This window comes from Paraburkholderia sp. CNPSo 3281, assembly GCF_024206515.1.
Classification (GTDB): Bacteria; Pseudomonadota; Gammaproteobacteria; order Burkholderiales; family Burkholderiaceae; genus Paraburkholderia; species Paraburkholderia nodosa.
Window position 1 is genome coordinate 15,943 of record NZ_JAMBPS010000072.1, and the last position, 12,598, is coordinate 28,540.

11 protein-coding genes are annotated in these 12,598 nt (G+C 64.7%); 1 reads left to right on the top strand and 10 read right to left on the bottom strand.

Annotated features, from left to right (window positions below):
• Nucleotides 1-12 precede the first annotated feature (12 nt).
• The 3 genes from M3I56_RS36365 to M3I56_RS36375 all read right to left on the bottom strand — a co-directional run bounded on the left by M3I56_RS36365 (nucleotide 13) and on the right by M3I56_RS36375 (nucleotide 2,372).
• Nucleotides 13-447 (bottom strand): MarR family winged helix-turn-helix transcriptional regulator, encoded by a 435-nt coding sequence (locus M3I56_RS36365; protein ID WP_254358091.1) that lies wholly within the window; start codon nucleotides 445-447, stop codon nucleotides 13-15.
• 50 nt (nucleotides 448-497) lie between these two features.
• Nucleotides 498-1,682 (bottom strand): acetyl-CoA C-acyltransferase, encoded by a 1,185-nt coding sequence (locus M3I56_RS36370; RefSeq protein ID WP_254358092.1) that lies wholly within the window; start codon nucleotides 1,680-1,682, stop codon nucleotides 498-500.
• A 153-nt stretch (nucleotides 1,683-1,835) separates the two neighbouring features.
• Nucleotides 1,836-2,372, bottom strand: coding sequence for a carboxymuconolactone decarboxylase family protein (locus tag M3I56_RS36375; protein WP_254358093.1), 537 nt, complete (start codon nucleotides 2,370-2,372; stop codon nucleotides 1,836-1,838).
• Between the two features lie 149 nt (nucleotides 2,373-2,521).
• On the opposite strand from M3I56_RS36375, the gene M3I56_RS36380 reads away from it, so the two are divergent.
• Nucleotides 2,522-3,457, top strand: coding sequence for an AraC family transcriptional regulator (locus M3I56_RS36380; RefSeq protein ID WP_254358094.1), 936 nt, complete (start codon nucleotides 2,522-2,524; stop codon nucleotides 3,455-3,457).
• Between the two features lie 29 nt (nucleotides 3,458-3,486).
• Here M3I56_RS36380 and M3I56_RS36385 read toward each other — a convergent pair whose 3' ends face one another.
• The 7 genes from M3I56_RS36385 to M3I56_RS36415 form a co-directional block, all read right to left on the bottom strand.
• On the bottom strand, nucleotides 3,487-4,920 hold the full coding sequence (locus tag M3I56_RS36385) for an efflux transporter outer membrane subunit (protein ID WP_375541855.1): 1,434 nt from the start codon (nucleotides 4,918-4,920) through the stop codon (nucleotides 3,487-3,489).
• Nucleotides 4,921-4,958: 38 nt separating this feature from the next.
• Nucleotides 4,959-6,494 carry a DHA2 family efflux MFS transporter permease subunit gene (locus M3I56_RS36390; RefSeq protein ID WP_254358099.1) on the bottom strand — a complete coding sequence of 512 codons (1,536 nt, stop codon included), beginning with the start codon at nucleotides 6,492-6,494 and terminating at the stop codon, nucleotides 4,959-4,961.
• A 64-nt stretch (nucleotides 6,495-6,558) separates the two neighbouring features.
• Nucleotides 6,559-7,644, bottom strand: coding sequence for an HlyD family secretion protein (locus M3I56_RS36395; RefSeq protein ID WP_254358096.1), 1,086 nt, complete (start codon nucleotides 7,642-7,644; stop codon nucleotides 6,559-6,561).
• A 91-nt stretch (nucleotides 7,645-7,735) separates the two neighbouring features.
• Complete coding sequence (locus tag M3I56_RS36400) at nucleotides 7,736-8,161, bottom strand: MarR family winged helix-turn-helix transcriptional regulator (protein WP_254358100.1); 426 nt, start codon at nucleotides 8,159-8,161, stop codon at nucleotides 7,736-7,738.
• Nucleotides 8,162-8,251: 90 nt separating this feature from the next.
• A complete protein-coding gene (locus M3I56_RS36405; RefSeq protein ID WP_254358101.1) occupies nucleotides 8,252-9,181 on the bottom strand; it encodes a LysR family transcriptional regulator in 930 nt (309 codons plus the stop codon).
• A 78-nt stretch (nucleotides 9,182-9,259) separates the two neighbouring features.
• Entirely contained in the window at nucleotides 9,260-10,987 is a 1,728-nt protein-coding gene (locus M3I56_RS36410) for a ShlB/FhaC/HecB family hemolysin secretion/activation protein (protein ID WP_254358097.1), read from the bottom strand.
• An 865-nt stretch (nucleotides 10,988-11,852) separates the two neighbouring features.
• Entirely contained in the window at nucleotides 11,853-12,263 is a 411-nt protein-coding gene (locus tag M3I56_RS36415) for a hypothetical protein (protein WP_254358098.1), read from the bottom strand.
• Nucleotides 12,264-12,598: the final 335 nt, after the last annotated feature.

Genomic DNA, 12,598 nt, shown 5'->3' on the forward strand with positions numbered 1-12,598 from the left:
GTAAGTGTCGCGTCAGCCCGCGGCGGCCTTCGTCAGGGCAAACAGCTCGCTGCGCAGCGCCTTCGCGCGGTCGCGCTTCATGTGCTGCTCGAACTCGGCCTGCGCGTCGAGCCATAACGCATGCGCCTTGTCGTAGCGGCGCAAGCCCGCGGGCGAGAGCCGGTAGACCAGCGTACGCGTGTCGTGTTCGGCCGCCGCCGTGAGCACGAGACCGTCGCGCTGCAACGGCTTGAGCGCCCGCACGAGCGTCGTGCGGTCCATCACGAGGTCGTCGGAGAGTTCGGCGGCCGTGGCGTCGGGCCGGCCCGCGAGGCGAGAGAGGATGGTGAACTGCGCGGCCGTCACGTCGGCCTGCGAGAGGTGCCGCTCGTACAACTGCGTGACGAAACGCGCGGCCTGCCGCAGCGCAAAACAGTTGCATTCCTCGCGTGTGATCCGCTTCGTCATCGTATTCCCCGCCTGTATCCCAGTCCAATTCGCCTCACGTAGCCCGGCCATCATACTTTCTCGAGCGCGAGCGCGATACCCTGGCCACCGCCGATGCAAAGCGTCACGACGCCGCGACGCAGCCCGTCGCGCTGCATCGACCATGCGAGGCGCGTGGTGAGAATCGCGCCCGTCGCGCCGATGGGGTGGCCATGCGCGATCGCGCCGCCTTCCACGTTCACGATGTCCTCGGGAATGCCAAGTTGCTTCATGACCGCGAGCGGCACTGCCGCGAATGCCTCGTTGATCTCGAAGCGCTCGACGTCGGCCAGCGACCAGCCGGCGCGACCCAGCGCGAGTTGCACGGCGGGCACGGGGCCAAGGCCGAACAGGCCCGGCTCCACCGCCGCGACGCCCCACGCCACGAGCTTGACCATCGGCGAGAGCCCCTCGGCTTCGGCGAAGCCGCGCTCCGCCACGAGCATGGCGCTCGCCGCGCTGTTCAGGCCGGGCGCGTTGCCCGCCGTGATCGTGCCGTCCGGGCGAAACGCGGGACGCAGTTTCGCGAGCCCTTCGAGCGTCGTTTCGGGACGCGGCGCTTCGTCCGTATCGATGCGCTCCATGCCCTTCTTGCCCTTCACTTCCACCGCGACGATTTCTTCCCTGAAGCGTCCCGCCGCCTGGGCGGCAGCAAAGCGCTGCTGCGAACGCGCGGCCCAGTTGTCCTGCTCTGCGCGCGTGAGCGCGGCCCGCGTCACGAGGTCTTCCGTATGCCAGCCCGAATGCTGGCCCGAAAACGCATCGACGAGGCCGTCGCGCAGCATGCTGTCGTGAATCTCGGCGTTGCCCATGCGATAGCCCCAGCGGCCGCCGTCCAGCAAATACGGCGCGCGGTCCATGTTCTCCATGCCGCCCGCGAGCGCGACGTCGGCAAGACCCAGCATCACCTCCTGCGCGGCGCTCGCAACAGCTTGCGCGCCGGAGCCGCACACGCGATTCACCGTGAGCGCGGGCACCTGAACCGGCACGCCGCCGCCAAGCTCGGCCTGCCGCGCGGGATTCATCTTGTTGCCTGCCTGGATCACGTTGCCGAGCACCACGGAGCCGAGCCGCGCCGGGTCGAGCTTCGCGCGCGCGAGCGTTTCGCGCACCGCCGCCGCGCCTAGCTCCGTAGCCGGCACGCCCTTGAACGCACCGTTGAATCCGCCAATTGCCGTACGCACCGGCTGGCACAAAACGATCTCGCGTGTACTCATGGTCGACTCTCCTTTCATATGCGCCGTTCCATCTACATTCTATGTATGCATATGCACACTTTCAAACGCTTTTGTGGAACAAGCACTCGCGTGCGCTGGCACGATTGATGTCGTGTCCAGCGCACGCGGGGTGGTAAAAGCGTTGCCGCTACGTTACGGTGCGGCCGGGAAATCCAGCGTCGTATCGTTGATGCGGTTCACGAGGTTCGTGAACGTAATCGACGTCACGGCGAGCGCAATTTCCACGATCTGGCGCTCGGTATAACCGGCTTCGCGAATCGCGCTTACTTCCGCTTCAAGCAGCGTGCCGTGCGTGGTCACCAGCACGCGGACGAAGTGCACGAGCGCGTCGCGCTTTGCGTCGCCGGTCGCTTCGCCTGCGCGGACCGCCTTCATCGTTTCCGGCGCGAGCCCGGCGAACTTGCCCGCCAGCGTGTGCGCGGCGAGACAGTAATCACAACCCGCCACTTCGCTCACCGCGAGCTTGATCGCTTCGATATCGGGCTTCGACAGCGTGCCGGCCGAAATCACGGCCTCCATGTTGAGCAGCGCGCCCAGCGCTTCGGGGCTATGCGTGCCGATGGTGGCGTAGGCGTTGGGCACCTTGCCTACGGCCTTGCGGATCTTTGCAAAGATTTCAGCGGCGGCGCCGGTGGCGGCTTCAGGCTTGATGGCGGAAAGACGGGACATGTTTGGCTCCTTTAACGTTGCATGGTCGCGAGCGGGCGGCTGTGTCGCGCTGCCATCGTCGATGGCATGGATGCAGTCTAGTCGCGCACCGTCGCGCTTTTAATGCCAGAATGGCGCGACTTCATGCTCAATCGTCTCACTCGCCCACCATGGATCTGCTGAGCCGCCTTCTCGCGCTGATGCCCGTTGCCGGCCGCCTCGACGTGCGCTGCCATTTCGGCGCGCCCTGGCGCATCGATGATCCCGCTGCGAAGGCGCGCGAGATCCGTTATCACGTACTGCTTGCGGGGCGCGCCATCGTCGAGGATGCGCATGGCGCGCCCGTCGCGCTCCATGCGGGCGACATCGTGCTGTTTCCCTCGGGCAGCGCGCACGTGCTGCACGACGGCAGCGGCGCGGCGGCCGCCGCCGTCGCCAAACACATGGAAAATGGCGTGAGCATCGAAACGAACGCGGGCGACGGCGCCACCGCCGACGTCCTGTGCGGCCGCTTCCTGCTGCCTGCCGTGCCGCAGCGCCTGCTGCGCGAGAATCTGCCCGCGCGCCTCGTCGTGCATAGCGCGAGGGACGGCACGCAGGCGCCCGAACGTCTCGTGCGCCTGATCGCGCTGTTGCGCGACGAAGCGTATGAGGCGGCGCCGGGCAGCGAGTCGCTCGTGAACCATCTTTCGGGCGCGCTGTTCGGGCTCACGCTGCGCTACGCCAGCGCCGGCGACGCCCCGCCGCGCGGCCTGCTCGCGCTCGCGCAGCGCCCGCGCCTGCAACCCGCCATCGACGCCATGTTCGAAGCGCCCGGCAAGTCCTGGACGCTGCCCGAGCTTGCCGAGCTTTGCCACATGTCGCGTGCGACGTTCGCGCGGCACTTCGACGAGGCCATCGGCCGCTCGGCCGCTGACGTGCTCACCGATATCCGCATGACGCTCGCGGGCCGCATGCTCGCGCAGAGCAACGACGGCGTGGCCGAAATCGGCGAATTCGTGGGCTACCAGTCGGACGCCGCGTTCCAGCGCGGCTTCAAGCGCCACGTGGGCATGACACCCGCGCAGTGGCGCTCGCTGGCTCGCGAGGCGGCTTCCGGCGCTTGAGCCGGGGATCATCGCTTCGAGGATGCCGTTCAGCCGCCGTGCGCGGGCGCTTCCTGCGCAAGCACCACGTCGCCGCTCTGGCTCCAGCCGCCGCCCAGCGACCGGTAGAGCGCCACCGCCGCGAGCGCGCGCTCGCGCTGGGCGTCGTTGAGCAGGTCCTGATCGGCGAGCAAGGTTTGCTGCGCGCTCAGTACGTCGAGAAAGTCCGCGGCGCCGCCCTTGTACAGCTGGTTGGCCAGCTTGAGCGATTGCGCCGACGAAGCCAGCGCATCGTTCAACTGCTGCGTCTGGCTCGCCGTGCTCACGAGATCGCTGCGGCTGTCTTCCACTTCGCGCAAAGCCTGCAGCATGGTCTCCTGCAGATTCAATTGCGACTCGCGCATGCGGCTCTCACTCTGGTCGATGTCGGCCGTGATGCGCCCCGCGTTGAAGATCGGACTCGTCGCGCCGATCGCCGCGCTAAAGAGGTTATCCGTAAGCGTGGGCATGCCGAGATAGGACGCCGCGAGAATACCATCCGTGAGATTGAGCGTGAACTTCGGATAACGCTCGGCGCGCGCCACCCCCACTTCCGCTGCGCGCTGCTGCACGGTCGCGTAGGCGGCCTGCACGTCGGGGCGGCGCAGCAGCGCTTCGGAGGGCAGCGTCTGCGGCACGCTCGTGGGGACACCGGGAATGGGCGCCGTTTGCGCGAGCGCGAGTTGTGCCACGGACTCCGGCGTGCGCCCCGTATACACGGCGATCAGGTTCAACTGATGATCGATGCTCGCCTGCGCACGCGGAACGCGCGCTTGCAGCTCGCTTAGCTGCGTTTGCGCGCGCGCCACGTCCAGTTGCGTGGAGAGGCCGTATTTCAGGCGGTCTTGCGTGAGCAGCAAGGTACGCTTGCGAATCTCCAGGTTGTCCTGAAGGATCTTCAACTCTGCCTGCGCATAGCGCAGATCGACGTACGCCGAGGCCGTATTCGCCGCGAGCGCGAGACGCACTGCATCGAGTGCATGCTTCTGGCCCACGAGGTTCGCTTGCGCCGCGAGCAGGTCGAGCCGCTCGCCGCCGAACACGTCGGGCGACCAGCTCAACGCGAGGCCCGCGCCTGCCTGCTTCACATAACCGAGCGGCGGAGGCGTGTTCTGCCGCGTATAAGCGCCATGCGCGGTGAAGTCGAGTTGCGGCAGCAGCGCCGCGTGCTTTTGCGTCGTGATCGCTTGCGCCTGCTTCACACGCTCGGCGGCGGCCTGCAAGTCGAGGTTGCCTTCGAGCACCGTGGCGAGCAGCGTATCGAGCGTAGGGTCGCCGAACTGCGCCCACCAGGCGCGCGCTTCGATGGCGTCCTGCGGCGCGTCGATACGCCATGCCACAGGTGCCGTTTCGTGCACCGTGGCGGGCAGATCGGGATGCTGCGCGGGCTGCACCGCACATGCGGCGAGCACGGCGGCGGAAAGCAGCGAAAGGACGAGGCGCATGGGAGTCGATGAGCGTTCAGGGGTTTTCATGGGTCACCTCAATGGGCGTCGGGCGGCGGGCCACCCAGCGAAATCGGCTTTGAGAACGCCACGCTCGCAATGGCGACCAGGAAGCAAAGCGAGAGCACGAAGAACGTATCTGAGAACGTCATTACGAGCGCTTCGCGCAGAACCAGTGCGTGCAGTTGCGCGAGCCCCGCTTCCGCGGCATCGACGGCATTGCCCGCCACGGACGACCAATATGCGGTGCGGCCCGCCAGCAGCAACTGCACCTGCGGCGCGCCGCCGGTCACGCTCTCGTTCAGGCGCAGATAGTGGAAGTTGAGCCGGTCGTTGAGCATCGTCGCGCTCACGGCAATGCCGATCGCGCCGCCCAGATTGCGCATGAGGTTGAACAGACCGCTTGCCGACTTGAGCCGCGAAGGCGGCAGCGAGCCGAGCGACATCGTGACAATGGGCGGAATGGCGAATTGCTGGCCAATGCCGCGCAGCGCCTGCGGCACGAGAAACTGCTGCCAGCCCCAGTCGTGCGTAAGCGGCACATACAGGTAGCAGCCGAGCCCGAAGCAGATCAGCCCGAACAGCATGAGCGCGCGCATGCTGAAATAGCGTGTGGCGAAGGCATAAACGCCAAGCGCGAGCAACTGGAACACACCCACCGAAAGCAGCGACAAACCGATTTGCAGCGAACTATAGCCGCGCACTTCCGCGAGAAAGAGCGGCGTGAGATAAACGGCCACGAAAATGCCGATGCCCGTGACAAACGAAAGCAGACTGCCAATGCCGAAGTTGCGTACGAGCAGCGCGCGCAGATCGACGATGGGGTCCTTCGCCGTAAGCGCGTGGACGATGAAGAGAAAGCCGCAGATCGCCGAGATCCACGTACAGGCAACGATCACGTCGTCGCCGAACCAGTTCTTGCGCGGGCCTTCTTCGAGCACGTATTCGAGGCAGCCGAGAAAGCCGCACATGAGCGCAATGCCGAGATAGTCGCCCCGCTTGAGCAGCGAAAGGTCGGGCTTGTCGATGTTCACGTACTTCGGCACCAGCGCGGCCACCGCAATACCCGGCACGAGGTTCAGATAGAACAGCCAATGCCACGACCATTGATCGGTGATCCAGCCGCCGATCACGGGCCCGAGCGTGGGCGCGAGCGAGGCGAGCGCGCCAATGGTCGTGGAGGCGACGAGGCGCTGCTTGCCGGGAAAGAGCACGAAGGCCGTGGTGAACACGGTGGGGATCATCGCCGCGCCGAGCGCGCCTTGCAGGCCGCGAAACACGATCATCGAGTTGATGTCCCAGGCGAGGCCGCACAGCATGCTCGTGATGGTGAAGCCCACCGCGGAGGCCACGAAGAGCCAGCGCGTGGAGAACACCTTCGAGAGCCAGCCCGACATGGGAATCACCATGATCTCAGCAATCAGATAAGCCGTTTGCACCCATGACAGCTCGTCCTGGCTCGCGGAGAGACCGCCGCCGATGTCGCGCAGCGACGAAGCGACGATCTGGATGTCGAGCGTGGCCATGAAGAAGCCGACACACATCAGCGCGAAGGCGAAGGCGCGCTGCGCCATCGGCTGGAGATGCGGGGCGAGTGTCGGGTCGGCGCTGTGCGTGGCGTTCATCGTCGTAGCCTCTTCAATGCGCTTGCGCGAGATGCACTTTCACGGTCGCCGAAAGGCCGGGGCGCAGCGCGCCTTGCAGGTCCGCCGGCGCAGTAGCGTCGATGCGGATGCGCACCGGCACGCGCTGCACGATCTTCGTGAAGTTGCCCGTGGCGTTCTCGGGCGGCAGCACGCTGAAGGTCGCACCGGTGGCGGGCGCGAGGCTCTCCACGGTGCCGTGCAGCGTGCCGCTGGCCGCGTCGAGCGTCACGTCGGCGCGGTCGCCCGCGTGCATCTTCTTCAACTGGTCTTCCTTGAAATTCGCGTCCACCCACAGGCCCGTGGCGGGCACCACGGTAAGCAGCGGCGCGCCCACGTTGGCAAGCGTGCCCACCCGCGCCGTGCGATTGCCGATGTAGCCATCCACTGGCGCAGTCAACGTCGTGTATTCGACGTTCAGTTGCGCGAGGCGCTGGTTGGCCTCGGCCGTTGCGACACGCGCCTGAGCGTCGTTGATCTGCGCGGCCAGTACGTCGAGCTGGCGTTGCGCCGCCAGGACCGCCGCGCCGCTTTGCGCAACCGACGCCTGGGCCTTCGCGTAGTCGGAGTCCGCACGCTCGACCAGCTGGTTCGAGACCGCGTCGTCCTTCACCAGCTCGCGGTAGCGCGTCTGGTCCTGACCGCTGCGCGTGAGTTCCGCGTTCGAGGCGCGCACTTCGGCCTGGTGCTGGTTGATCACCGCTTCCTGCAACGTGCGCCTCGCCTGCAACTCGTCGACCGCGGCGCGCGCGCTCGCAAGCTCCGCGTTGGCCTGGGCGAGCTTCGCGTCGTAGTCGCGCGAATCGAGACGCAGCAGCACCTGGCCCGCGTGCACGCGCTGGTTGTCCTGCACGGGAATCTCGGAGACGAAGCCGCTCACGCGCGGCGCCATCACAGTGACGTTGCCGCCCACGTAGGCGTCGTCAGTGCTCTCGACGAAGCGCAGCACGAAGGACCAGTAGCCGGCGGCAGCCGCCAGCACGAGAGCGACCGCGCCTAGCGCGAGACGCATGCGCGAGATGCGCGTACGCTCTCTCGCTTGCGTCGGCTCGACCGCGACGGGAGTGGAAGGACTCGACATGACGTTTACCTGTGCATATACACTTCTAAAGATGAAAAAAACGCCGCGATGGGAAGAAGCGCGACGCAACCCACAAACTCAATCGAAAACACTAAACCGCCCGAGTGATGCGAAACAACTCGCGCCGCAGCCACGCGGCGCGGCGTGCGCCAAAGCGGCGCTCGAATTCGTCCTGCGCCGCGCGCCAGTGTTCGTGCGCCGCGTCGAGCCGCGTACGGCCCACTTGCGTGAGCGCGAGGCGGCGGCGGCGTTCGCCGCGGTCCGGCGCATCGGCCACGAGCGCACCGCGCAACAGCGGCCGCAAGGCCCGCACGAGCGTGGTACGCTCCATCACCATCGAGCGCCCGAGTTCCGCCATCGTGAGGCTCGACGCGCGACCCAGCGCGCCAAGAATGCTGAACTGCGTGGGCGTGAGCCCCGCCGCGCTCAGGTGCCGCTCGTAAAGCTGCGACAGATGCCGAGCGGCCTGGCGTACGGCAAAGCAATCGTCGTGCTCGGGTGACTGGTAGATGTGCATATGCACAGATTAGTCGCCAATCAGGCCCCGAACAAGCCTTACGCGCGGCATCAGATTATGGTCGCAGCGACAATAATCGCGGCCAAGCTTTCAATTAGCCTTCATTTCAGAGGGCACCTCGTGCGTCACGTCGTCGAAAAACGCCGTGGCATGGTCGATGAACGCGCGCACCTTCGCCGGCAGCAGGGTGCGCGTGGTATAGGCAAGGCGGATCTCGATCTGCATATCGACGATCGGGAAGTCGTCGAGCACCGTCACGAACTTGCCCGCCTCGAGTTCCTCGCTTACGAGCGCGGTGGGGAGAATGCCGATGCCGAAGCCTTCCAGCACCATCTCGCGGTTGAACTCGGGGTTGTTCGAAGAGATTTCGTGGTGCAACGGCACGACGACTTCCTCGTCGCCGACCCGAAACGCGATCGTGGGCTTGCGCATGGAAGGCGGCATCGGCACGAACACGTGGTCGGCGAGGTCCGTGGGATGCTTCGGCGTGCCATGCGCTTTCAGATACGCGGGCGTCGTCACGAGCGCGAGCGGAATGCGCTCGAGCAGGCGCGTGACGGTCGATTCGTTGTTGAGCATGAACGGCAGCACGAGGCCGAGATCGTAGCCGTCCGCGATCAGGTCGACGGGGCGCTCGGTGAGGATCACGTCGAGCGTCACCTTGGGATGCGCGCGCTTGAAGCTGGCGATGAGCGGCACGAGCCGATTGACCGTGGCCGTGGTGTGCGCGACCAGGCGCAGCACGCCGCTCGCTTCGCGCGTTTGCACGGTGGCGTCGGCCTCCAGCGCGTCGAGGTCGTCGAGCACGCGGCAGCAGCCTTCGTAGAAGCGCTCGGCCGCCTCGGTGAGCGACACCGCGCGCGTGCTGCGATGAAAGAGCCGATTGCCAAGCCGCTTTTCGAGGCGCGCGATGGCGCGCGAGACGACGGGCGTGGTGAGGCTGTGCATGTCCGCGGCGCGCGTGAAGCTGCGCGCCTCGACGACGGAGCGGAAGATCCGCAGGCTGTCGATGTAGTCCATGGTCGTGAGGGGGATGGTGTTGGCGTAGCTTAACACCGGGGAACGCGCCCCACTCACGCATGACGATGGCGCGAATTGTCAGAACTGTGCGGTTGCCTGCACGCCGACCATCACGCGTGAGGTTGGGAAACCGTGAGGCTTGTAGATTGGCGTTCCCATGAAGAGGTCATAGCTCAAGCCCGCGTATTTCACCGGAATGCCGCCGCGAATGCCGATTACCGCGCCCGCGAGTTGGGTGCCTGCGAGGAACGCCGTGCCCGGCCCGAACACGTGGCCGTAGTCGATGCCTGCGTAGAGCGTCTGCCCCGTCTGGAACACGGGCCATTGCACCTCGTTGCGCCAGTAGAAGCCGCGCTCGGCGGCCAGCATCGTGTTGCCGTCGAAGCCGCGCACGGTGTAGCGGCTGCCGATGGTCAGGTCGTCGATATAGAACAGCGCGTCGTTGGTGAACTGGCCGTGCATGGTTCCCACATAAGCGAAGCGCTGCGAGCCGACGGCGAACGGCACCGAGAGGTTGGCGTCGAGCACAGCCATGTGGAAGCGATAGGTAGGACCGTTCGCGTACGGGTCGGGTGTCGCGCCAAAGCCCCCGATGCCCTGGCGATACGCCAGCGTGCCGTCGAACTGCGCCCCGCCGAAGTAGTGACGATCGGTTACCCCGAGTTCGAGGAACGTGTTGTTGCGGGCCTGCGTGGGGATGGTCGTGTCGTCGATAAAGCTGTCGCCAAACCGCTTCGAGAGCTGCAGATACCCACCGAGGACATCGTTCTGGCCGCGCGCGATGACACGCGCGAGACGCAGCGCGGCAGTCTGCGAATTGCCGCTCGATACGAACGTCTGGTTCACGCCCGCGATGTTCTGGTAGTACGTGTTCGTGTTGCCCGAGAGCGTGGCCGCCCAGTAGCCCCACGGCACCGAATACGAGCCATTGAAGCCGTGCGAGCCCAGTGACTTGTTGGCGAACGAGAGGTCCTGGTTCGCGCCTACCGTGAAGATGTCGTTCAGGCCGAGCGGGTTGTCGATGCCAAGACTCACGTTGCCCTGCCACTTGCCCGTGGCGTCGGTGCCTGAGTTGTCCACCGAGGCAACGAACGTCCACGGCTTGCCGCGCTTGAGCGTCACGACCACATCGCTTTCGCCGGGTGCGCCGGTTGGCTCGATCTGCATGTCGGCATCCTGACTTGCCACGCGCTTCATCTGCTCCAGGCCCTGCTCGAGGTCGCGCAGGTTCAGCAGCGCGCCGCTTCCGGTGGGGAATGCCGTTTTCCACGTCCCCCACGTCGACGGATCGGCCAGCCGCACATGGCGCACGACGCCAGGCACGAGCGCAAACCTCATGACGCCCGAGGACAGGTCCTGCTCGGGCATCAGCGCACGCGTGGTGATGTAGCCGCGCGAGAGGATCGCCTGTTGCAGGCCCTTCACCAGCACGTCCATCCCGGCCTTGCCGATGCATTGCCCCTGGTAGTGGTCGAGCCACTCGAGCGCGAAGGCGAACGGGTCCTGCGGCAGCGCGGACGCGCCCTGTTTTCGTATAGCGTCGGACAGCGCGGGCGGCACGTCGAGCGTGAACGTCTCGATGCGGAAACAAGGCGTCTCCTGCGGCAGCTCGGGGTACGCCTGCGCCTGCGGCACGGCCGAGCGCACGGCGGGTGTCTGGACGGTGGCCTCACGATGCTGCGCGTCGAGACGCTGTTGCTGCATCTGCTCGGTTTCCATGCCGCCCAGGTTTTGTGCCGGCACGTTGGGCGCGAGTGTGGCCAGGGCTGTGAGCGGCAGCGCGGCCAACCTCTTTCGAATATTCATGGTGATGATGGGGTGTGGAAACTCTCACCCCGCTACTTTTGGAGTCCTGAATTATTGAGATAGCGCCCCGTGCGCGGAGGCTGTTACTACGAATTCTGCAAATTCATTTGTCTCTGGTGACTACAGGCAACACCTCGGCTGCGGCCTGGGGTGTTGTTTCAACCAAAGAAGATGTTTTTCACCACCACGTATACGATAAAACCCATGGTGGCGACGAAGACTCAACACCAGAGAATTCTTTGCAATCGCGTCTTTAGCGATGATGCAATTGACGACCCCATATTCCAACCAAAGAGGAGGTTTTTCAGCTCCACATAATCGATGAAACCCATCATCGTCGTAAAGACGATCAGGCGTGCAGTTCGACTGCAACGCGATCGATTAGAATACGAGAACGGGAAGCAGGCATCACGTCACCATCTCGTCTGAGTTTGTCCGTGCTCAACGGAATATCCCGTGCTGCGCAGCTGTCTCAGGGATGGGACTGGCGCCTCACTGGGTCGAATAGATAGATACCGCCTGCGATGACCACGAGCATCACCAGCACAACGAGAAGTAGATTTCGCCATCCCCTGCGCGTTGCCGGAAGATCGCTTAGGCTCGCTCCCGCGCCCATTGATCCACTGAGGACTTCGAGAGCGATAAGCAGCAGTACAGCCATAATCATCGTCCCTTTCGCGATTCCACCAAAGAGCAGTTCAGCGAAATGACCGAGCCAAGTGGAGCGTCGTGGCCCTACTGATGGACGGCGAAACTCGGGATGTTTGTTGGAAAACATTGCAGTTGTCTGGACGCAGTTGTTTGTTGTACCGGTCGACGACGGAGCCGGAGTGTTCACGTCCGGCTACCCGGCGACGTAGTTGAGCTATCCGCTAACGGCGTTACGCCCTCTCCATAGGGAAACGATGCCCGCAAAGCAAAGACAGCCTGTCACTACCGGACTTGGGCCGGGTTGAGCAACCATTGTCAGAACGGTCATGCCAAGGTTCGTTAGAAACGCCCCTACTGCGATGCGCCAGACCAGTTTCGTACATCGGTACAAGCACCGTGCTAACAGGTAGTAGACGGCAGCGAAGGCAAGAACCATGACGACGGCGTTGACAGTTCCTGAAAAGCGTTGGATCGAAGTTGCCTGTTGCGGAAACGGGATAGAAGCACCACCTATCGCCAACATGACCGCCGCGACCACCTGGAGCACCGCCAAAATATAGAGCGCGACCTGCGCAACAGCGAACTTGTCTTCACCGACAAAGACGGTCGATTGTGACTCGATCATTTCTTTTCTCCTGGGTTGCAAGTTTCTTCGCAAGCTGATGTTCGTCGGTGTTAATGCTCGTGCCACTGTGCAACTGCCTGTTGTACAGAACAGCACACCCCGACACGTCCGCCGTTGTCGAATCCGGTTTTTCCCAGACGCCGCAAGCCCTCGCAGACCGCTTTGCCCTGATGCAGGTTTCCGTGCGCAATTTTTTGCCCCGATGCAGTTTCTGGCCTTGAGACGCGAGTTTGCCAGAGAACGTTTCTGGCCCATCTCAATTACATTGCAGCACGAAGTAACCTCATCCCGCCGGGTTTGACGGCGCGCGCAGCGCGACGGCAAACCCGGCGGAA